The organism is Methylobacter psychrophilus, from assembly GCF_025583945.1.
Lineage (GTDB): Bacteria > Pseudomonadota > Gammaproteobacteria > Methylococcales > Methylomonadaceae > Methylobacter_C > Methylobacter_C psychrophilus.
Genome location: NZ_JAOEGU010000012.1, coordinates 82,184 through 103,002, shown reverse-complemented (window position 1 = coordinate 103,002; position 20,819 = coordinate 82,184). Strand labels below are relative to the sequence as shown.

Genomic DNA, 20,819 nt, shown 5'->3' with positions numbered 1-20,819 from the left:
TGAACTCCAGGCAATTTTTTTAAGCTTGCCAAAATACGAGTCCACTCTTCATCACTTAATTTTATCCGCTTCATTTCATTCAAAATGGCTTATTCTACCGGATTGGTGAAACGTCAACAGAACCTAGGCAAAAAAACAGCCATACGTCTTTACAAGACTATTCACCAGCGCTCACCCCGACAAGGTATGTTACCTTATGATCCCTTTTGGATTGTACGATCCTCGGTACATAACTGTCATGTATCAATCTTCCTTGGCCTTATCCACGACTTTTCTCAACAGCAAAACCAAGTCCCCTGCACTGCTGAGATGCTCATTACTGCTTATGACTTGTATTGCCGTGTCGTTACGACTAACCCTAATCCCGGCAAGCTGGAAGCAAATGCTTCCGATGCTGTTTTACTGGACATCAATCGTGCCTGGCAGCTGTCCGGACAATTGACTGCCGGTGTAATAAGCCTGGTGCAATGCGTACAGTGCCAAGCCCGTTATGTGGTGGTAAATAATATGCCAAAACCCTTTCAGCAATGCCCTATCTGCGCGGTCTGGGCAGATAAATCAGGAAGACGTCGATGGATGACCGTTAAGCCCCGAAAAAACACTACAAAATCAGGGTCACTGACGCCTAACCAGCTTAACCAGCTTAACCAGTGAATCTTTATAACCGACCAGGAGAACCCAAGTGTATATCGTTGTTAGCAGCATCGCAGATCGACAAACACTCCAACCTTGTCACGGCAGTAATCTGGCACGATTAGCTCGTGAATGTTTTGTTAATCATCAACCATTAACGATAGATTTTACCGACGTTGACAGCCTTGCTGAGGAATTTTTTCAGGCCTTTATTAAGCCACTGGTGACAGAATTTGGCAGCGAATTTCTAAATCAGCAATTACAGTTAACTAACGTCAGTTCTTCTATTAAAGCCTGTATACAATGGTCATTTAAAAATACAGATGATTATTCTGAACAACGGACACTGTTTACAAACAAGGCCTGTGACGTAGATTTTTATGAGCTGAATGTAGCCTGGTTAATCAAGGCACGTGAATTAGCCAAGGAAAACTCACTACTGGCAGAGTTGACGATGGGTATTGGGGAAGACGACATGCGCTTAGCTCTTACTCAGTTATCTATTGAAGATATTCGGCATATCGCCCAATCCGGATGGTTATGCTTTTCGCCACGTTTTACAACTCACTTTATTCATAGCATGACCACCCAACGCCATGACGTAGTGGATGTTCTGCTGGGTCTAAGTGGCTCACTCTAATAAGGTGGTGTATGTTAAAAACCATCAATAAACAGTTATTGGCACTGGAGTTACTGAAACGTCATGCCAGAGTTTCAATTGTTCATCGGGAAACCGGCTTATCCAAACCACTGCTTCGGAAAACCTATCGGGAGTTTCATGGCTGCTCTGCGCATCCGGGCGCATTAAAATATTCAACGCAAGGACTGACCAGGACGCTCAAAAAGTACAAAGAGGTGACATTGTTTGCAGTTTGCTTTGAAAAAGTCGTCTCTAGAAGCCAGAACAGCGACATCCGGATCATTATTAACGCTTTTGATATTTATAAAAAATCATATCCCGTCAGTCAACTTGATTTTTCTGCGGCCTGGGTAGTCGTAAGAGATTTGCAACGCGGTATAACTCATATTATCAAATGTCACCATTGTCGCGCACCGGTTCTATTAAATGCACGCGAATATAATGTAGAGCGTTGCTGTGTTTGCAAAACTAAGGTCACCGAAACAAATAGAGACTTTTAATTAATCATGGCGTTTTAAAATGGATTGCAAAATATCTGATATTTGTTGATTAGCCAATCGTACGTGACAGCATCATAGACTGTGTGTGACCCAATACTGCACCGGAGAAAATGTGAATACGCTAGATTTAAATGAAGCCGCCAGCTTTCTTAAAATGAACCCAGAAGTCTTACGCCGTAAAGCCAGGGCTGGACAGGTACCGGGAAGAAAGGCAGGGAAATGCTGGATTTTTGTTAAAGAACATCTTGCTGATTGGGTGTCCGGGCGTTATTCTGAACCCCGGCGAGAACTGCAAGTGATTGACAAATCGACGCAAGAGGATAAAAAACCATGTCAATCTACAAGCGAAAAGAAACGTGGTGGATTCAGTTCACCGCACCTGACGGACGCAGAGTACAACAAACTGCTGGGACTCAAATAAAACAGGAGGCACAACAATTACATGATCAATTAAAAGCAGAGACGTGGCGAGTTAAAAATTTGGGTGATAAACCCCGCCATACTTGGCAAGAAGCCGTCGTCAGATGGTTAACTGAACAAAGCCACAAAAAAAGCATCGAAACAGATAAGGTACACTTGCGATGGCTTAATGAACATTTGCAAAATAACCGACTTGATGAGATAAATAAGATCATGATAGACCAGATAAAACAGGCTAAAAAACAGACAGGTGTTAGTAATTCAACTGTCAATCGGGTGCTTGCAATATTAAGGTCTATTCTGACCCGCGCACAAAATGACTGGGAATGGCTTGATTCAGTACCTCGTATTCGTTTATTGCCAGAGCCGTCAGGTCGAGTCCGCTGGCTTACCCATGATGAAGCGACTCACTTATTGAAGGAGTTACCGGACCACCTTCAAGCAATGATGCGGTTTACATTAGCGACAGGATTACGAGAATCCAATGTCACCAAACTTGAATGGCGGCAAATAGATATACAACGGCGTTGTGCGTGGATTCATGCTGACCAGGCAAAAGGCAAGAAAGCCATCGCCGTTCCTTTAAATGACGATGCGCTCACGGTTATTCGTAGCCAAATTGGTAAGCATGCTGTGCGGGTATTTACATTTAAAGGTAAAACAGTTAATGATGCGAGCACCAAATCGTGGCGTAATGCATTAAAACGCGCTGGCATTGAAGATTTTCGGTGGCATGATTTAAGGCATACATGGGCATCATGGCATATCCAAAATGGAACACCATTACATATACTTAAAGAATTAGGAGGGTGGGCTGATTTGAGTATGGTGCTAAGATACGCTCATCTATCCAGTCGACACTTGGAAGGGTATGCGGAAAATTCAAGAAGTTGTGACAAATTTACTACACTGGATAAAATTGACTAGAGTAAAAAACCCGTAAGTCATTGTTTCAATTGGTCGGGACGACAGGATTTGAACCTGTGACCCCTTGTCCCCCAGAACGGTAAATTGTTGTTTTTTAACATTCAACGATATCCGATAAAGCCATAAACCCCCTTTAAATTCATTATGTTATTGGATATTAACGTTCAGCAACGTACAATAACATACATTAAAAATCAGTTTAATTGCTATCCCGGATGCTATCCCGGAAAACCAAGTTAACTCATTGATTTTCGCAAACCATTCCCTTTTTCCAAAAGACAAGGAAAATAAAAATGACTATCAACAGAATAAAAACACTGACTTTTAAGCATGTAAAGGCTACCGACAAAGAACAGTTAATACCAGATGGTGGAAATCTATATATTCGCGTTCGGCCTATCACTCAAGGCGGTGCCATATCGTTTAGATTCTTCTACCGGATTGATGGTAAGCAAAAATGGCTGACCTTAAAATCAGCAGAACTACCTGCGGCACGCGCAGAACGTGATACATACAAAGAACTTATCAAGCAAGGCAAAGACCCAAGCCTTGAAAGAACACTCGAACTAGAAAGAACAAAGCAGCAGCAGGTAAAAGAACAGGAGGCCATAGCCAAACTTAGTGCGCGTATTACGGTCAGGGATTTATTTGTTAACTGGTGCGAGACTGATTTGATTGCACGCAAGGATATTAACGAGATAACCCGGATGTTTGAAAAGGATGTATTGCCAGACTTGGAGGATTTATTCGTCGAGGATGTACGCAAGGGGCATGTTTCATTATTAATCGGGAAATTAAAAAAGCGCGGTGTCAACCATCTTGCTAGGAATATTTTAAAGCTAATTCGACAAATGTTCAGATTTGCTGTTACTTATGACCTAATTGAGTTTGATCCAACGGCAAGCCTTAGCATTGCAAAGATGACCACCAAACCAACTGAAAGGGACAGAACCTTAAGCGAGAGTGAAATTAGAGCCTTGGCGCGTCAAATGCCTGATGCACATTTATTAATATCGACTGAGTGCGCCGTCTGGATAGCACTGTCAACGATGTGTCGTATCGGTGAATTATCCAAAGCCAAGTTTTCTGATCTTGATTTTGAATTAAAGACTTGGACTATCCCCAAAGAAAACAGCAAAAACGGCAAGGCTCACACGGTTTATTTATCAGACTTTGCACTTGAGCAATTCAAAGTTTTAACCAGTTACGCCAGCAATAACATATGGTTGTTCCCTAATCGGGGCGGCTCTAGCCATGTGTCCGAGAAATCTATCACCAAGCAACTTGGGAGCCGTCAAACAGAAAATATATTAAGTTGCCACTCTAAAGATAATAAAGCACTGGTTTTGACTGGCGGCAAATGGACACCGCACGATTTACGGCGTACGGGCGCTACTATCATGGGTGATTTGGGTATTGCACCGGATGTCACCGAGAAATGTCTTAACCATACCGAAGAAAATAAAGTTAAGCGTATTTACCAGCGGCAAAAATTGGAAATGGAACAGGCTCAAGCATGGCAGGTGTTAGGCGACAGACTTTATTTGTTAGTAAAAATAGATAACTCTAACGTAGTTTTACTGCACAACAAAACCAGCTAATTTTTATCGTTCACGCCTGCCAATAAGCGCAAGTGTTGCCGATTAAAGGAACAAGCCTAAAAAGGAGTATCAACATGTAGTAATTATTTGCATCTACTGCACTACATATAGCGACACATTTAATTTATTGACTATTTCATAAGAGAAAAAAACGACCACAACCGACTGATTTTAATGCATTATGTTTTATATTGATTTCTAATTAACGCTTATTGGCATTAAAAAAACAAAATAAAACATTGCAAAATTATAAATTATGCTATATTGAATCCCAAATCCACAAAAGTTTAAATTTCCCCCACGTCGAGATGACGCAATTCGGAGATTACGATGAACATCAAACAAAGCAACAGCGCCCCAAAGAACATCAAACAAAGCAACAGCGCCCCAAATCGAATAATCCGGCTTCCGGAAGTGATAAAACGCACCGGCCTCAGTCGGTCAACCATCTATACACTGATCACTCGCAACGACTTCCCTAAAAAAATTTCATTGTCAACACGTGCCATGGGATTTCTCGAACGAGAAGTCGACATATGGATAATTGAAAAAAGCCACAACCGCGCGTGAAAAATCCAACCTAACCCCACTTAGGCCGAGCTTTTTACGATTCATCGATTCTGTTGATGTTCCCTCGGGTGAGAGTTTAACCCGTGTGGCAGATGAATTACAAGATACGGACGCGGCCAAAGGATTATCGAAATGAAAACTCCACGATATCCCGCTTACGGAAAACAACTCGCAGAGCGCATGCGCTTTAAAAATCCCCCCGCATTAGTTTTTATCGAAGTCGGTGCCAACGCATGGGAAAATGCGAAAATTTGGCAAAAGTATGCCAACTTTTCAGCACTCGTATTAACGCCTGATATGGAACCCCATCGCCTGAAATGGCCAGTCAGCGGCTGTCTCTGTCTCGTTGAGTGGGAAAAAGCCGCGCCTGAATCACTCGTGATAGATTTGGTCCGATGTCTAAAAATAGCCGGTGCTTTAAACGTGTGTGTGCAGCCATTGTTTGTCGATCACGACTCTGATAGCCATTATTTTGACACCAAAACTCAAATTTTTGTGCAGATTCGCGAATGTTTGCAGATATACCCCGGGAAAAAGGGGGCTAAAAATGTTGCCTGACAAAATTGACGATGATGAAATTGTGGCAGCTAAAAAATCTTCATCACTTCCATCACCACCATCACTGACGCGGCCTGCAGATATCACTCCTTCATCACTAAATCAAAAAAGTGATGAAGAAAATCATGACAAAGAATCCATTTTAGCTAAAAAAATAGCGAACATTTTCACCGACTCCCTTTTGTTCGACGAAGTAAATAATGAATGGTATACACAAAAAAACGGCCTATGGACTGTTACATCCGAAAAAAAAATATTACAAAGAATTATGCCGTCATTGGACGCGAAGTTATCGGAAGGTTATGCCTTGTGCAAGCTGAACAATATAAAATCATTTTTGAGTATTTATCTTTTGCTTGACGAATGGAGTAGTACGAACCACTTATTACCGATGCTTAATGGTGTACTCGACACCAGAACCATGACGTTAGTAGATTATCAACCAACACACCGTTTTAATTGGCAGCTTCCTTATGCCTACGATAAAGATGCAAGAATTGACGTTATTAAACGCTGGCTCTGGCTTGCGAGCGGCCATGATCTTGAAGCTGTAAATATCATCCGTGCATTTTTCAAAATGGCATTGATTGGCGGGGATGTTCAGAAATTTCTGGAGTTGATTGGTGCTGGCGGCACAGGTAAAAGCACCCTGGTACGCTTGTTAGTTTCATTTATAGGCAAGAAAAACCACACAGTTACCGATCTAAAGAACCTTGAAACCAACCATTTCGAAGCAGCATCACTCTATGGAAAACGCTTGGCGATCATTAACGATTCAAGCCGCTATGGTGGCGAAGTTTCGGTTTTAAAAGCCATCACCGGCGGTGATCCAGTGCGCCTAGAAAAGAAAAATGTCCAGCAATCCGGCAGTTTCGAATTTGACGGTGTCGTTGTGATTGCATCAAATGAAGCGATCCAGAGCGCCGATTATACCAGTGGCCTGATACGGCGCAGGATGCCAGTCAACTTCAATTATAAAGTCACTGATGCGGATAAAGCGAAGTGGAAGGCCGAAGGTGGCATCGAAAAGGCAATGCACAACGAACTGGCGGGGCTGCTTAATTGGGTAATGAAAATGACTGCTGAAGAAGTTAATAAAGCCATCGGCGGCATCAATGGCGAACTTACCCAGGTACAACGCGAACACCTAGTCGAAACTAATAAAATAGCGGCGTGGATTGATAGCAACTTAATCATCAATCCTGATTTTTTGCATTATGTGGGCGGCAGCATGAAACGCAAGAAAAATGACAATGAAATCAGCTCTGCTAGGAATGAAAAACTATACCCGAACTATGAGTTATGGTGCGAGGACAACAATATACATCCGGTCGCCTTACAGCGGTTTAGCAGTCACATTTTAGACGTTTGCGAACAAGTTAAAATAATTGTAACAGGGCTTCCACCCAACAACAAAGGGAAGCGGATTCAGGGACTTCAAATCAGAAAAGACAATCACTTTAAACACGCAACGCCCATCACTAATAAGTTTTTTTGTGATGAAGAAATGTTAAAAGGTGATGAAAGAGTGATGAAGCAAACCCGCGCCAGTGATGGAAGTGATGATAGTGATGGCATAAACTCGTTTGTAAAAAAAAGAAATATCATCAATGATGATACGGAGATTTTCTAATGACTTCGCTTTCAAAAATCAAAAACGCTGGCTTTGATGTTTCTCTTTGTGGCGATGGTTTTGAAATCACGCCCAGCAGTCAATTAACAACAAACCAGCGGGAGTTTTTAAAGTCGCACAAAGCCGAGATCGTTAGCGAGTTAAAAGCTGAAAATAACAACGCCGTTGTCAGTTGCGGAAGATGTTTAAATTTTAAATGCCACAACCAGCACGGCCGTGGAGCTGGCAATTGTCTCGTTGGCGTGGACAATAATTTTTACAGCTTATGGAGCGAAACCCTACACCAATGCACCAAATTTAATGCTGCAATCGAATATAAAGATTATGTCGTTAACGATGATGCACTAATAGTCACTTGTTTTACGCCAAACGGAAAACCCATCGAAGTTGTGGCAAACAGTCCAGAACATGCTGAATGGTTACGGCGTATGAATCCACCAAGGGGAATTACACCATGATTGACGCATTAATAGCTGGGAAACTCATCAAGACACCCGAACTACGAACTGGAAAAACGGGTAATCACTTTACTCAGTTTTTGTTAGCAGTGGCGACGGGTGAAGATCAACCCACCATTATCTCGGGTATTGCATTTGCCGATACAGCCGAAAAGATAGCCAGATTACAGAAGGGTGATAGTTTGGCGGTCATTGGCAGCCTAAAGCCTACCGAATGGATTGATAAAAATACCGGAGAGACCAAGCACGGGCTTTCTATCGTCACAAACAATAGCTTGTCGCCCTACGACATAAAGAAACGTAAGTCGACACCGAAACCGGATGCAGCGGGTAATCCTGCCACCGGCAATAATCCGCACCCTTATGACGACAAAATTAATTTTTGAAATCATCGACATAAACGGCAATGCGGTAACAACTACCCGTCGAGAGACGCAACAGGAATCGCGAAAATGAAAATCTTAATCAACTCAGAATTTAAAGCACTGATACCCCCCTTGTCACAGGAGGAATACAACCAGCTTGAGAAAAATATCCTTGCTGACGGATGCAGAGAGCCGCTGGTGGTTTTTAACAACACACTGGTGGACGGACATAACCGCTACGAAATTTGCACCAAACATGGATTGCCGTTCAGTACTGTAAAAAAAGACTTTGCTGATAGTTTGTCCGCTAAATTGTGGATGATCGAAAACCAAGCCGGGCGTAGAAACTTAACGGACGGCTGGAAGTATCAACTAATGCAGTCAAAGAAAGAGATATTGCTAGAGGTTGGTAAGGTTAAACATGCTGAAAACGGCGGTGACAAAATAGGTGACAAAATAGCGGAGCTGTCAATAGTTGACAACGCCGCTCCAAAGCATAACACCCGCGACACCATAGCCAACGAATTAGGCTGGAGTACGGGCAAAGTAGCTATGGCTGATAGGGTTTGGAAGGACGCCACGGTAGAAATAAAAGAACAGGTTTTATCTGGCGAAGTGAGTATTTACGAAGCCTACAAAGCTGTAAAGTCTGGCAATACGCATGTTAGTAATAATTCTGGTGAAAACGAGTGGTACACGCCGGAAAGATTTATTGAGGCAGCAAGGCTAACAATGGGGCAGATAGACCTTGATCCAGCATCATCTGACACCGCGCAAAAGGTCGTTCAAGCAACGACTTATTACACGAAAAATGATAATGGCTTGGATTATGACTGGGCTGGTAACATCTGGTTGAACCCGCCATATTCCTCCCCCGACACTTATTTATTCGTAGACAAACTACTGGAATCCAATGCGCACCAATGGATTGTACTCACCAACAACTCATCCGACACTCTCTGGTTCCACCGCTTATTGAAAATGTGTGACAGTGTTTGTTTTACCAAAGGCCGAATTGCGTTCGAGAATGGCGATGCCGTGATGGCAACGCGGCAAGGGCAGACATTTTTTTACAAAGGCTGCGAAAAAGCGAAGTTTGAAAACGAATTTCGGAAGTACGGTGAAATCTGCATCCGTTCGCCATCAAAAGTTTAAATTCCGTAGTCACAATATCCGCGTTTTGGCTATGTGTAATTATCTGGGAGGCGGAACATGCAGGGACGGGTGAATGAGTAATTCACCCATTCTGACTTTAGCTAAATGACAAGGATTTATTAGTAGTTCAACCTTGTCCATAAGGTTTAATATATGGGTTAAAACCTGTTATTAACAGGAGTAAACAGGCATGGCAGAATCAAAATTCACCCCCGGAAAGTCTGGCAATCCGAAAGGTCGACCGAAAAATAAAACCGCACCACTGATGCTCAGGAAGGCGATTAGTGAAGCCATGCCAGAAATCATCGAAAGCTTGATTGATGCGGCTTTATCTGGCGATACACAAGCAGCAGCAACATTACTGAACAGGTGCGTGCCTGCATTGAAGCCAGAAGTCTTGGCGGTACACTTGCCCGTTAAAGAGACGCTTGCTGATCAAGGCAACGAAATCATCAGGTCCATAGTGACAGGTAAGATAGCACCAGATATTGGTAGTCAATTAATAAATGCATTGTCTAGTCAGTCCAAGATCGTTGAGATTGATGATTTGACCAAGCGAATTGAGAAATTGGAGGGGTTAAGGTGAGCGTTAAATCAAGAGTGTCCAAGTTGGAAGGCAAGGCTGCAAGCGCTAATGACGGTATTGCCGAATTTATCGAGATACTTTGCAAATCACAAGGATGTGCCATGCCTGATGAATTGCCAAGTGCGGCCGAGGTAGATGCACTGATACGGAGTGCGATAGGCACAGCATTAAGGCCGAGTTCTGAGAAGAAACGAAGTTAAAACTGATCAACGCCCAAGAATATTGGGGGGGATTTAAATGTAGTGTTGAAACAGGTATTTTCAGAAAATGCTTGTGTAATTACCACGCACAAACTGATCGCAAAACGTAACTGGTTGCTTAGGCTAACCTATAGCGAACGCTTGTTGCGATCGATTGCGAAGGGCAAAAATCGGCCAGAAGCCGCCGGACGCGAATGGCCGCTTTAGGGCGATGAATAAAGCAGAATAAAGTTCGACAATATGCCAAGAAGAGATCCATATATGCTTCCACTAAACAGCAGATACGACTCTAAAACTGTCATTCAAAGACCGTCAGAGTACAATAAATAATAGTTGCGCAAACTATGTAATATTGCTGATAACTTTTACGAATGATTGGTGCGCGGTTTTTTGCGCACCATCTGGCATGCATTTTTCGAACGAATTTAATTGATTACTCTAAATATTTTTCATGGCATCTATTGCGTGAATGCGCTTTAATCCTGACCCTGTATTTGCAGTTAGCCACGTTTTAAAGTGTCCATTTAAGCCTGATGGATGAGCTAAATGTATCCATAAACGATTATCAGCTTTAACAGCCATGGGGTTTATTGCCATGAAATCTCTAGGGAATAGTTCCTTAATAAGTGATTGGCAACTTTGCACATATGAATCAGTATTTCCTAAGAAGAATACAACTTTTACAGAAGTAGGAATGCTAGTTAGGTACTTATTGGAACATTTTTTAATTATGTGTGGTATCTCTTTAAAAGACTTTGTAATTAAAGGTCCAGTGCAAGCATATACATCTTTTCCTGTCTTATCGGAGGTTTTTTTATCTATGCGAGATACACTGCAACGAATTAATGAGCCGAATCCTATATTAGAATTAGGGTCATTGATCTTTTCGTCTGCTGTTTCATGAACCTTTAAGGCACCTAAAGCTTGTAATGCTTGTGTTAATCTTGGCCGCATTCCTGCAAAGGCTATATCCTCAAATTTACCTTTTTTATATATACCTGCTTGCGTTGCGCCTTTTGAAAAACCGAGTACTAAATATTCAGGGATATCACCCCCCCATGCTCCAGGGTCGTTAATCATTCTCCACTCAGGATGTGGTTGGATTAATTCGTTATCCATAGATGTGTAACATTCTCTACATTGTAATTTTCCGTGCTTAGGTAACATGTTTTATTCCATAATAAATGCTTAGCGTCTAAAATTGCTAGCCAATTTAAAAAGAAGGTGGCATAGGCCACCCTTTGAGTTACGCAATTACAGCGCTAAGATACACCATGAAAGCGTTCTGGTTACTGCTTAGATGTTTCACCATAATCGAAAGTCACTGAATTTGTTTAACTAAAAATATTTCTTACCAATACAATGCGTGAATGTTATTCATCTTCATACTCGATAGGCTCATCAGTTGCATCAAGGTGACCAGTAAACCCTACATAGATAGCCTCAATTGCAGCTCTAGTTACGAAAGTCAGATTGCTTATTGCCATATAAAGAGAGCCTATTATGTTTGTAAATAAAGGCCATACAACTACGGAAATAATCTCACCAGGAAAGTGAATCACTCCGAATTGCAAGCCTACCGCGACTGACCGAAGATAATTACCTCGACTAACCAAAACCCTAACGTGTGAGGTCGATTTCAAGAACGTTCTACCTGGCTGTTCAATATTTGAATCTGCTGTATTCATGCGGTTTTCTCCAGTTATTTGAAATTAGGAAATTTATAGGTGACTTTTTGTAAACAAAAGATAATTAGATTAAGAATATTTTAGCTATAGTTTTTCAGAAATTAAATTTCCATGAAACGTCGTTTAAATCTTCAACAGATACCATTCATTCAAGGGATGGTATCTGTTGGCATAGGAATTATTTATCTGAAAATGTATAGTTATAAGCAGAACTATCTGTTTTACATAGTTATAGCCATTGCCAATTAAAACAATGACTTTAACCGATTTTCAATCCGTTCTTCTCTATGTTTAATGAATCCCAAAAATTTTTCTGGCCTGTATAAAGCCATGTCTTTGGGAAGTAAATGCTGATCGAAAAAATTATCATTGCGTGATTGAATCCATATACTAAAATCCATTTCTTCTTTTTCGATGATCTCATCCCGCGATAGTAGTAATAAATTAGGCATACGACTTATATGTAAGTCTATTTCATTTTCAGAAACACCCAGACTGAGCAACTTTTCATTGTCAAATAATTTTTTCGGAAAAAGACTAACTTTTTGATAATGGTCATTTGCCCAATTGTTATTATCATAAAGGGTTGATAATGCTACAAAACCAAGTTTTTTGCTGTAACTGATATCCATAAATTTCCCTATGGCAACATTGTCATACTCTAAGACTAGACGACCCCTCAAAGTCATTTTAGTGACTAATGATTTTGCAGGAAAATAATTAGACGAGCCTATTTCATCGTCAATTACTCGTTTTGCCATACCAATAGTATTTGCAGCTTGACCAGTAAAAATACCGTTAAGAAGTGCGCTACCCAACCATTGCCTAATTAATTTTTGATTTTCAGGGTCAATTGCCATTTTTTTTGCATGATCAAGATTAGGCAGTCCGTAAAAATAATAGGCTATTACCATAATCGCATTTACACTCGTCAAATTACGCTTGTCTATTCCAAAAAAATTTACTGTTCTAAATGAGAGCTCTAATGCATTTTTTATATTTAGCCAATTAGCTTCAATTAATTTGATATTTTTTTGGGTAAAATTTTGAGTCTTTAATGAAAAATCTGTTTTTAAACAGAACACTAAACTTGTTCTTAAAATAAAATCTCGATTAACATCATTTTTACTTTCAAGCTCTGAATTCAAATATAGAACCAAATTATTTATTTCATCCCGTGCATTTGTAGTCCAGTTCTTGGTAAGCATTGACATTAATATATCTGACTTACTGAGCTTTGTGCCGCCATCATTTGCCCGAATGAAAATTTCAACAACCTTGTCATAAGATGGGCTTGTTTCTGTGTAATAAGAGATTGACTTATCTTGACAAATAACGTCATAAAGTTTTTCAAAATTAGTTTCAAAAACATCTAGTTGTTCTTTTGATAGTAATCCTGCTTGCTCAACTAAAGCATGCCGACGTTTTCGATATGTATCTTTATTGCAATCAAGAATATCACTTACCTTAAACCAAAATTTAGTAGAACTATAACGTGAAGGTGGGGTTTCAAAAAAATCAAATCCGTAGCGAGTCTGTTTAGGGTTATCGTCATCTTCCATTTCTGCCGATGGATCTTTAAGTAAATCCAGGTAAAGTGCCTTTTTAATCGGACCATTTGGGTTTTTACGCTGATTCTTTGGGCGATCTGAATAGGATCCTATTAAACCGATCATCAGTGAGGTTAGTCGCTGCTGCCCATCCATAACTAAAGTTATATTGTCATTTTTTAGCAAATCTATTTTTTCATCTTGATTTTCGCCACACCTAAAATCTATTATAAATTTATAGATTTCTCGCTCTTCTGTATTTTTTTCATTCACATCCCAAAATAAGAAAGAACTGATCGGATAATTCTGCATCAATGAATCAAATAGACGAGTAATTTGATCGGTATCCCAAACAAATGGACGTTGTATATCAGGTAAAAAATATGATTTGTTAAGTTTTCCAAGTACATTAGCTATTGTTGTTGAATCGTACGACACTATATCTTCCTTATTGTTACTACAAAATTAGATTTTGGGATAGCAGAATAAATATATGCTACTCGATTAAATTAAGGTTATTCTGATAACAAGATTTTTAACATTCACTTGGTTTTTGTCCTCGGACTGCCCTGTAGATAACCTGACGTAATAATGATATTGTTTTCATCTTGTTTGCTCCTAACCAAATAGGTGTCTTTCATTTTATCGAATTCCTTCAGCATATTTTCTAAGTGTTTGCGTGCCTTGGTAAAGCTTTTAGATTTAAAATAAACCAAATCCGTCCCTCCATACTGATGCTCAACTTCTCCATATTGAAGGAGTAAATCCAAAACAAGCTCTGGTATACAGCGTTGTTGTATTCGGACTTCTGTGTGTTTTGTTAAAATCATGACAGTTCCCTTAATTTATTTAGGTCAGTTAAATAATGTTTTAGCGCGAAGTTCAGCGACTACTGATGCTAATATTTTGCTTCCTTCAACCACAAATGTCGTTAGGTATTTTGATTGATAAAAATTTCCCAGCGCCATTAAGATAGTTGGCGTCAACAAATGTAACGACTCAGTAGGGTCTAAGTTTTCAAGTCTTATATAAGCCTCGGTTAACGGCTCATCCCAATTCATACTTTTAGACAAATCAGCAATTTCAAGATTTGATAGTTTTCGTAAAATAAAACAATGGTGTCTAAATTGCCCTAATGTTTCATAAGATTCATAACTAGGTTCCGCATCGTATGAAAATGGACCTGTAAAACCTTTCTTTGTGAGCAACCACCTATAAGCCTCCTCAGGATCAATGTCTTTTTCGCCTGCAGCTATTACTAATCGATCATGTCCTTTAGAGCTCACTGCATTTCTAACAGTTTTTATACCTACTCCTGCAAGTAATGCTATTTCTTCGAGCGTCAATTGATGATAATCCGTAAGTTTCCACCTTGCATAGGCTGCATCGGTAACGGTCAGCAAAATATCTAAAATAAAATTCCCTTTAATATTAAATGCTTCAAGATTATTCACTCCATCATTTTTAAAAGATAGAGATGGGAGAGTCATTTGTCCTAATCTACGACCAGGTTTACGCTCAAAAACATTACGGAACGATCCAAATTCTGTTAACAAATCTATTAAGTGATTTCCATCTATTAAGTGATCACCAAGTTCATTTTTTATTGACCCAGTCCCCCATTTTGCAAATTCGAAAATCTGTTCGATTTTTGTTACAAAAACAGCTTCAGCTAAATTGCTACTCAATATATACGACTCAAGAGCTTCTGTAGATCCATCGTAATGAATATCTCCACCCTCATAACTCAGTTGGTCAATATTTAATAGTCGAGCACCTGCCTTCCCATCAAAAAGACAATCTGTCCACATAGCTAAAATACCCAAAAACTTTATTGCAGCTTCTTTTGCATCATCTTTTGTTATTTTTGCCAAATCTGCCATAACTCACCTCACCTATAAATGAACGCAGGATTAAATATGTCCCGACGAAAAGAAGTATATCACTATTTTTTCCTTACAGGGAACTTATTTATCAATTTATCCCGAAAAGTTTGAGTTGGCATTAATTTTACCTTCTCTGATGCTTCTTAATAAAAATTAGTGGTGAGAGAAAACTATTTAATAGAAGACTATTTGATTAAACGACACCGCAAACGTATGAGCTAATTGGCAAGCAGTTTTATGTAGCGTAATTGCGAAGGACTCTATATGACATGTATTAGAGGGTTTTCTAGAATCGGCTGTCGGCTTTCTGGTGTTATGTTGCTATTTGAAAAATCTGGAAAGATTGACTCTCGTAGGTCGCTTACTGATCTTCGCGAATGGCAGGTTTAGGGGAGTGAAAAACTAAATCTCTATGGCTGGTTTGGGTCGTGAGCGGAACTTCATCCTGCTGTACAGTTGTCATTCAAGCCTGGCCGTTCATTGACAGAAGTACATCACATATATTGGCGATTTATAATTCAGCTTGAGTTATTTTGAATGGACTCTTTGTAGATAATATTAGCTAAGGTGTAAACCTTTACGAACCTACATAATGTAATAATTTGCCTATATTATTGCATTATGTAGGATGCGCGTAAGGATTGCTCCACGCATAAATCTTTATACTCGGTCAGGTTGTTGAGCGCACCCTTTTAGACTGTATTCCTGCGAACGAACCTTACAATCAACACCGATATACTTACCACTGGCATGCTCAACTCAATAATCAACACCATTTCGATCATTAACTTCATGGATTGCATGAACATTAAGCGCCCCGCTTATCTGTGATAATAAAATAGATTCAATAGCTGAACATTCAACTACACCCTGGCTCATTTCTAATTGAGTATTAAAATCAAAAGAACCATTTTGCTTATCATCATTATTGGTATCCATTTTCACCCCACGAAGTCCAGTCCACCCGATTCTGCCGTGAAAACATTTCAAGATAGGGTCCGTGCGAACATGATTCTACAAAATTATAAAACTCGACTGGTTTTGAACTGTGTCCGTTTTCACCACGCGGCGCATTAAAATACGTTGACGCATCCTTTCTTTTTAAACCAAGCGAACCTTTAACACCAAATAACACCTGCTCTGTCTGCCCTCGAAAATAATTACCCATACCAAAACTCGGCTTTACCCAGGTAATGCAGGTTATATAACGAAATCCCCATTGCTTCAGCAAATCAAACCCTTTAGGTAAGGAACGATTAGTAATCCAAAGATAAATATGTGCATCCGGCATGGCTAAATTGTTTACCGGTAATGCCATTAATTCTTCAAAAGATAGCGTGTGATAATCTGGTTTGGCACGTCCAAGCTGGTCTTTATCACCTTCATCACCCCAATCCCATGGCGGGTCAATCACGATAGTGGGAAACCTAATATCCAATTCCATGATAGGTTTATCTTCCATATTGGCGATTATTTTTTTCCTGTTTTCCTGACGGGCCGACTCCCTATTTGTCTCTTTTATTTCTCGCTTTGCCTGGATAAGTTTTACGCTACCGGACTTTATTTGTTCAAACAATTCACGATTTTCTGCTTTTAGCTTCTTGGCATCATCTACATATTGTCGATTAGTGCTAAATTGTTCTGCGGCTTGCTGGCTGGCACAGTTAGCATGATTAACTTTGTTTTTTTGTTTAGTACCATCGGTAACAAGAGCTTTGCCAATTTTTTGGCTAACCTCTTGTGGATGGTTTTCACCATACAATTTTCCCGCTTCCACTTGCCGTTTCTTTGCTTCCGCTTCAAAAAAAGGCAAAGCATCTACGGCGATACATGCTCTTTGGTCGCTATTCAAATGCCGCCGCTTGAGATTCATGCTGATAACATCGGATACAGGATTTAAACCGGTATATTCAACTGTGCGTATAGGAATATCTGTTTCTTGACAGGCTTTAAAACGGTTACGACCATCTAATATTAGGCCTTCGTACAAGATGATTGGAATCAACAGTCCGTGCGCTTTAATATCTTCCTTCAATTCCAAAAATTCAGCACCAGACATTAATGGGAATAGTTCGGCAATAGGATGGGGAAGGTAATAAAATGAATTTTCGGTCATGGTTTTTCTCGTTATTAACGGGGGTTAATCTTTATAAAGGCATGTAACGCAGCATAATATTTACGGCCAAATAAAGTTTCTTCTGAAAAAACGTTGCCAAAAAATATAGCGCTACAGGTAGCGAACAATATTTTCTTCAATATTTATGTACTTAAGCCTTTGCAACTCAGACATGATTTTCTCTATGTCAGAATCAGAAATTCCACCTTGGAATTGGTACATCGCTTTAATTGAATTAGACAGTGATGTTTTCTTTACGGGCCTTAGCTTTAGCAGCCTTTCTATGACATATTCGATAGTGATTTTTTCTTTCAGAGAATCTGGCGTGCTTTTAATTTTCTTAACTGATTCTGGCTCAGTACGATTTTTAGGGTTTGTATTTTCTTCCTCTTTTCTAGCTGCCTGTATTAACAATTGTGCAAGGCGCAATTTATCTCTATAACTCAGCTGTTCACATGCCAAAACGATAACATCGTAGCTCATTCGACTTAATTTTCCTTTTACATTGATCTATGCGCTTTTTTAAGGAAGCAAAAAATTATTTCCTACAAATTATAGTTGGAATTCAAAATAATGGTACTGGAGCTTAAGGTTATGCTTTGTTGCACAAACGTTCAGATAGCGAGTGTAAGAATTCGTGCGTGTTATAGGTCAACTACGCCCACTGATCCAAGTACCCGATGACGTTAAGAAGTAGATATGGGACCAGGTAAGCAAGGAAGAAAATGAGATGGTAACCCGGTAAGAACACAAAATCAGGGCTTTGATGTACTTAAACCAAGCGGGTAGTAGCCTTATTGCTTTTGGTAATGAATTAAACCAGATTAAAGCAAAGAAACCCCATGGCCAGTTTATTAAATGGGTTGAAGCCAATATTCCTATGACCGTACAGCAATGCAGAAAGTATATGAGTATTGCCAAGTCAAATGGAAACTTGAGTTTCCATTTGGATATTAACACCGAAGTTTTACTCTTAGCCTTTGAGCCAGAAGTCCGTGAAGTCATACGCGATGAGTTAAAAGATGATAACCAAACTGACGCAAACGAGATAATCAGGACGTTAAAACGGTTTGTTATTGATGGAGATACGCAATACTGGCTTATATAAGGAAGTAAAGATACGCGGTGATGATGGTTGCAAAAAATCGAAATGGACGACTTTTGATGCTTACATAAGGGACCGTTGGTATTTTAGGAAAAGGCGCAGTTATCAATTAATGGACTCCGCCGATTTAGCACAAAAAATAGCTTTTCAGCAAAATAATAATCCAGCATTAAAAGAGATAAAAAGTGCAAAATTTTTGCACTTTTTACCCAAAACAGAAAGTCATTTAACGCCGCTTTTAACCGGCTTAAAAACCGATTCTGAGCGCATAAAAGTTTGGCAAAATGCTGTTTATGACTCACTTGGCAACAAAATAAAAAAGGTATCTGACTGGTTATCCCGTATCGTCAAAGACGCGAAAGTAAAGCGGGATGCACAGATATTCGATCTTTGGCTGGCTTGCCACACGCAGGAACAAATTGGGGAAGCGGTGGGATTGAATAGAACTGTAGTAGGCGATATTTGTAATACTTTTGTGGAAACGGTACTGGAAAACCAAAACCATAAAACCGCCGCAAATCACATCACTGACTTCACCATCCCGATCTACAATGTCTGGAAACAGCAAACCAAGACACGCATTTCGTGTGGGCGTGGCTATCAAACCGACCTATGGAAGCATTATTTGGTATGATGGATTAAAGATTAAACTATATCAAAAGAGCCGTGCCATTAAAAAATATGAAAAAGATGACATGTCATTTCATTTTTTGCCGGTCTTTGTCTTAACAATAATCAAAATCATCAATAGGAAAAACCACTTTGTTTCAACAGACTTTTAAAAATATAGATGACATCCTGCACAAAGATGCCGGTTGTGGCAGTGAACTGGATTATGTTGAACAAACGTCTTGGGTGTTGTTTTTAAAGTATTTGGATGATTTGGAAAGGGACAAAGCGACTGAAGCAGAGCTTTCCGGCAAAACGTACATACCTATTATTGCATCTGAATATCAATGGACTGTCTGGGCAGCACCCAAATTAGAAAATGGTGCCATTGACCACAATGCCTTGACGGGTGATGACCTTCTTGATTTCGTTAACATTGAGTTATTTCCTTATCTTAAAAAATTTAAAGCGTCTGCGGATAGTGCCGATACCATTGAATACAAGATTGGTGAGATATTCTCCGAGTTAAAGAATCGCATCCAAAGTGGTTATAACCTGCGGGAAGTGATTAATCGTATTGATGAACTACGTTTTCGGACACATGCAGAAAAGCATGAAATGAGTCATCTGTACGAAGACAAGATTAAAAACATGGGTAATGCAGGGCGTAACGGTGGTGAATATTACACGCCACGACCCTTGATTAAAACCATTGTTAAAGTCGTTGCGCCCGAGATTGGCAACACCATTTATGATGGGGCCGTAGGTTCTGCCGGATTTTTATGTGAAGCATTTGAATATTTAAAGCACAGCAAAAAATTAACGACCACGGATGTGGTAACCCTGCAAAAGAAAACCTTTTACGGTAAAGAAAAGAAATCACTGGCGTACATTATTGGCACTATGAACATGATTTTGCATGGCGTGGAAGCACCCAACATTGTGCATACCAATACCCTTGCTGAAAATATTGCCGATATTCAAGAAAAAGACCGTTACGATATTGTATTGGCTAATCCGCCCTTTGGTGGCAAAGAACGCGCAGAAGTGCAGCAAAATTTCCCGATAAAAACGGGGGAAACCGCTTCTTTATTTTTGCAGCATTTTATTAAAATCCTAAAGGCTGGTGGCAAAGGTGGTGTGGTCATTAAAAACACCTTTCTAAGCAATACCGATAATGCGTCTGTCAGCCTACGCAAATTGTTACTGGAAAACTGTAACCTGCATACCGTGTTGGATTTACCCGGCGGAACTTTTACCGGTGCGGGTGTAAAAACCGTGGTGTTGTTCTTTGAAAAAGGTAGTGCTACCCAAAACGTCTGGTTCTATCAACTCAATCTGGACAGGAACTTGGGCAAAACCAATGCCCTGAATGAAAAGGATTTGGCAGAGTTTGTAGAATTGCAAAAGACCAAAGCCGAGAGTGAAAATTCTTGGAGCATTGCCGTAAAAGACATAGACCAAACCACTTTTGATTTAAGTGCCAAAAATCCCAATAAAAAAGCAGAAGCCGCACTGCGTCAACCAGCAGATATTCTGGCAGCCATAGCAGCATTGGATAAAGAAAGCACCAAAATTCTGGCGACTATCAAAACGCTGCTCTAACAGGAGAAAAAGAC

General features: G+C 40.0%; 25 protein-coding genes. 17 read left to right on the top strand and 8 right to left on the bottom strand.

The genetic code is table 11. The features are described 5' to 3' along the window. The first annotated feature begins 105 nt into the window (after window positions 1-105). From N7974_RS08375 to N7974_RS08310, 14 genes are all read left to right on the top strand, one after another. On the top strand, window positions 106-654 hold the full coding sequence (locus N7974_RS08375; protein WP_262965168.1) for a flagellar transcriptional regulator FlhC: 549 nt from the start codon (window positions 106-108) through the stop codon (window positions 652-654). Between the two features lie 28 nt (window positions 655-682). Further along, window positions 683-1,273, top strand: coding sequence for an STAS-like domain-containing protein (locus N7974_RS08370; protein ID WP_262965167.1), 591 nt, complete (start codon window positions 683-685; stop codon window positions 1,271-1,273). Window positions 1,274-1,284: 11 nt separating this feature from the next. Next, entirely contained in the window at window positions 1,285-1,773 is a 489-nt protein-coding gene (locus N7974_RS08365) for a FlhC family transcriptional regulator (RefSeq protein ID WP_262965166.1), read from the top strand. 112 nt (window positions 1,774-1,885) lie between these two features. Continuing rightward, entirely contained in the window at window positions 1,886-2,194 is a 309-nt protein-coding gene (locus N7974_RS08360; RefSeq protein WP_243217314.1) for a helix-turn-helix domain-containing protein, read from the top strand. Beyond that, window positions 2,104-3,120: a tyrosine-type recombinase/integrase gene (locus N7974_RS08355; RefSeq protein ID WP_262965165.1), complete on the top strand. Its 1,017-nt coding sequence runs from the start codon at window positions 2,104-2,106 to the stop codon at window positions 3,118-3,120. Before N7974_RS08360 ends, N7974_RS08355 begins: the two co-directional genes overlap by 91 nt. 293 nt (window positions 3,121-3,413) lie before the next feature. Next, on the top strand, window positions 3,414-4,721 hold the full coding sequence (locus N7974_RS08350; protein WP_262965164.1) for a tyrosine-type recombinase/integrase: 1,308 nt from the start codon (window positions 3,414-3,416) through the stop codon (window positions 4,719-4,721). Between the two features lie 330 nt (window positions 4,722-5,051). Continuing rightward, the gene (locus N7974_RS08345) at window positions 5,052-5,291 is read left to right on the top strand and encodes an AlpA family transcriptional regulator (RefSeq protein WP_262965163.1); all 240 of its coding nucleotides are present in this window, start codon (window positions 5,052-5,054) and stop codon (window positions 5,289-5,291) included. A 132-nt stretch (window positions 5,292-5,423) separates the two neighbouring features. Further along, entirely contained in the window at window positions 5,424-5,849 is a 426-nt protein-coding gene (locus tag N7974_RS08340; RefSeq protein WP_262965162.1) for a hypothetical protein, read from the top strand. Then, window positions 5,839-7,482 (top strand): DNA primase family protein, encoded by a 1,644-nt coding sequence (locus N7974_RS08335; protein WP_262965161.1) that lies wholly within the window; start codon window positions 5,839-5,841, stop codon window positions 7,480-7,482. The genes N7974_RS08340 and N7974_RS08335 overlap by 11 nt, the downstream gene beginning before the upstream one ends. Next, entirely contained in the window at window positions 7,482-7,940 is a 459-nt protein-coding gene (locus N7974_RS08330; protein WP_262965160.1) for a hypothetical protein, read from the top strand. Before N7974_RS08335 ends, N7974_RS08330 begins: the two co-directional genes overlap by 1 nt. Next, complete coding sequence (locus tag N7974_RS08325; protein WP_262965159.1) at window positions 7,937-8,326, top strand: single-stranded DNA-binding protein; 390 nt, start codon at window positions 7,937-7,939, stop codon at window positions 8,324-8,326. The genes N7974_RS08330 and N7974_RS08325 overlap by 4 nt, the downstream gene beginning before the upstream one ends. 66 nt (window positions 8,327-8,392) lie before the next feature. Beyond that, complete coding sequence (locus N7974_RS08320) at window positions 8,393-9,460, top strand: DNA N-6-adenine-methyltransferase (RefSeq protein ID WP_262965158.1); 1,068 nt, start codon at window positions 8,393-8,395, stop codon at window positions 9,458-9,460. 190 nt (window positions 9,461-9,650) lie between these two features. Next, the gene (locus tag N7974_RS08315; RefSeq protein WP_262965157.1) at window positions 9,651-10,046 is read left to right on the top strand and encodes a DUF5681 domain-containing protein; all 396 of its coding nucleotides are present in this window, start codon (window positions 9,651-9,653) and stop codon (window positions 10,044-10,046) included. Next, on the top strand, window positions 10,043-10,246 hold the full coding sequence (locus tag N7974_RS08310) for a hypothetical protein (RefSeq protein ID WP_262965156.1): 204 nt from the start codon (window positions 10,043-10,045) through the stop codon (window positions 10,244-10,246). The genes N7974_RS08315 and N7974_RS08310 overlap by 4 nt, the downstream gene beginning before the upstream one ends. Window positions 10,247-10,684: 438 nt before the next feature. Here N7974_RS08310 and N7974_RS08305 read toward each other — a convergent pair whose 3' ends face one another. From N7974_RS08305 to N7974_RS08270, 8 genes are all read right to left on the bottom strand, one after another. Next, entirely contained in the window at window positions 10,685-11,365 is a 681-nt protein-coding gene (locus N7974_RS08305) for a hypothetical protein (protein ID WP_262965155.1), read from the bottom strand. A gap of 254 nt (window positions 11,366-11,619) precedes the next feature. Further along, window positions 11,620-11,934 (bottom strand): hypothetical protein, encoded by a 315-nt coding sequence (locus tag N7974_RS08300; RefSeq protein ID WP_262965154.1) that lies wholly within the window; start codon window positions 11,932-11,934, stop codon window positions 11,620-11,622. A 245-nt stretch (window positions 11,935-12,179) separates the two neighbouring features. Beyond that, on the bottom strand, window positions 12,180-13,922 hold the full coding sequence (locus N7974_RS08295; RefSeq protein ID WP_262965153.1) for a DUF262 domain-containing protein: 1,743 nt from the start codon (window positions 13,920-13,922) through the stop codon (window positions 12,180-12,182). A gap of 104 nt (window positions 13,923-14,026) precedes the next feature. After that, a complete protein-coding gene (locus N7974_RS08290) occupies window positions 14,027-14,314 on the bottom strand; it encodes a hypothetical protein (RefSeq protein ID WP_262965152.1) in 288 nt (95 codons plus the stop codon). A 24-nt stretch (window positions 14,315-14,338) separates the two neighbouring features. Next, complete coding sequence (locus tag N7974_RS08285; RefSeq protein WP_262965151.1) at window positions 14,339-15,367, bottom strand: hypothetical protein; 1,029 nt, start codon at window positions 15,365-15,367, stop codon at window positions 14,339-14,341. A gap of 762 nt (window positions 15,368-16,129) precedes the next feature. Then, complete coding sequence (locus N7974_RS08280; protein WP_262965150.1) at window positions 16,130-16,309, bottom strand: hypothetical protein; 180 nt, start codon at window positions 16,307-16,309, stop codon at window positions 16,130-16,132. Further along, window positions 16,296-17,486, bottom strand: a complete 1,191-nt coding sequence (locus tag N7974_RS08275) for an MT-A70 family methyltransferase (protein ID WP_262965149.1) — start codon at window positions 17,484-17,486, stop codon at window positions 16,296-16,298. The genes N7974_RS08280 and N7974_RS08275 overlap by 14 nt, the downstream gene beginning before the upstream one ends. Window positions 17,487-17,597: 111 nt before the next feature. Then, window positions 17,598-17,969, bottom strand: coding sequence for a hypothetical protein (locus tag N7974_RS08270; RefSeq protein WP_262965148.1), 372 nt, complete (start codon window positions 17,967-17,969; stop codon window positions 17,598-17,600). A 283-nt stretch (window positions 17,970-18,252) separates the two neighbouring features. Here N7974_RS08270 and N7974_RS08265 point away from each other — a divergent pair, with 283 nt between their 5' ends. The 3 genes from N7974_RS08265 to N7974_RS08255 all read left to right on the top strand — a co-directional run bounded on the left by N7974_RS08265 (window position 18,253) and on the right by N7974_RS08255 (window position 20,805). Next, window positions 18,253-18,594 carry a hypothetical protein gene (locus N7974_RS08265; protein WP_262965147.1) on the top strand — a complete coding sequence of 114 codons (342 nt, stop codon included), beginning with the start codon at window positions 18,253-18,255 and terminating at the stop codon, window positions 18,592-18,594. A 109-nt stretch (window positions 18,595-18,703) separates the two neighbouring features. Further along, window positions 18,704-19,225 (top strand): hypothetical protein, encoded by a 522-nt coding sequence (locus tag N7974_RS08260; RefSeq protein ID WP_262965146.1) that lies wholly within the window; start codon window positions 18,704-18,706, stop codon window positions 19,223-19,225. Between the two features lie 128 nt (window positions 19,226-19,353). Then, the gene (locus N7974_RS08255) at window positions 19,354-20,805 is read left to right on the top strand and encodes a class I SAM-dependent DNA methyltransferase (protein WP_262965145.1); all 1,452 of its coding nucleotides are present in this window, start codon (window positions 19,354-19,356) and stop codon (window positions 20,803-20,805) included. Window positions 20,806-20,819: the final 14 nt, after the last annotated feature.

Coding starts and splice junctions, on each gene's coding strand:
- N7974_RS08365 (WP_262965166.1), top strand. CDS start 1,285: ATGTTAAAAACCATCAATAAACAGTTATTGGCACTGGAGTTACTGAAA.
- N7974_RS08355 (WP_262965165.1), top strand. CDS start 2,104: ATGTCAATCTACAAGCGAAAAGAAACGTGGTGGATTCAGTTCACCGCA.
- N7974_RS08350 (WP_262965164.1), top strand. CDS start 3,414: ATGACTATCAACAGAATAAAAACACTGACTTTTAAGCATGTAAAGGCT.
- N7974_RS08345 (WP_262965163.1), top strand. CDS start 5,052: ATGAACATCAAACAAAGCAACAGCGCCCCAAAGAACATCAAACAAAGC.
- N7974_RS08340 (WP_262965162.1), top strand. CDS start 5,424: ATGAAAACTCCACGATATCCCGCTTACGGAAAACAACTCGCAGAGCGC.
- N7974_RS08335 (WP_262965161.1), top strand. CDS start 5,839: ATGTTGCCTGACAAAATTGACGATGATGAAATTGTGGCAGCTAAAAAA.
- N7974_RS08330 (WP_262965160.1), top strand. CDS start 7,482: ATGACTTCGCTTTCAAAAATCAAAAACGCTGGCTTTGATGTTTCTCTT.
- N7974_RS08325 (WP_262965159.1), top strand. CDS start 7,937: ATGATTGACGCATTAATAGCTGGGAAACTCATCAAGACACCCGAACTA.
- N7974_RS08320 (WP_262965158.1), top strand. CDS start 8,393: ATGAAAATCTTAATCAACTCAGAATTTAAAGCACTGATACCCCCCTTG.
- N7974_RS08315 (WP_262965157.1), top strand. CDS start 9,651: ATGGCAGAATCAAAATTCACCCCCGGAAAGTCTGGCAATCCGAAAGGT.
- N7974_RS08305 (WP_262965155.1), bottom strand. CDS start 11,365: ATGGATAACGAATTAATCCAACCACATCCTGAGTGGAGAATGATTAAC.
- N7974_RS08300 (WP_262965154.1), bottom strand. CDS start 11,934: ATGAATACAGCAGATTCAAATATTGAACAGCCAGGTAGAACGTTCTTG.
- N7974_RS08290 (WP_262965152.1), bottom strand. CDS start 14,314: ATGATTTTAACAAAACACACAGAAGTCCGAATACAACAACGCTGTATA.
- N7974_RS08285 (WP_262965151.1), bottom strand. CDS start 15,367: ATGGCAGATTTGGCAAAAATAACAAAAGATGATGCAAAAGAAGCTGCA.
- N7974_RS08280 (WP_262965150.1), bottom strand. CDS start 16,309: ATGGATACCAATAATGATGATAAGCAAAATGGTTCTTTTGATTTTAAT.
- N7974_RS08275 (WP_262965149.1), bottom strand. CDS start 17,486: ATGACCGAAAATTCATTTTATTACCTTCCCCATCCTATTGCCGAACTA.
- N7974_RS08270 (WP_262965148.1), bottom strand. CDS start 17,969: ATGAGCTACGATGTTATCGTTTTGGCATGTGAACAGCTGAGTTATAGA.
- N7974_RS08265 (WP_262965147.1), top strand. CDS start 18,253: ATGTACTTAAACCAAGCGGGTAGTAGCCTTATTGCTTTTGGTAATGAA.
- N7974_RS08260 (WP_262965146.1), top strand. CDS start 18,704: ATGGACTCCGCCGATTTAGCACAAAAAATAGCTTTTCAGCAAAATAAT.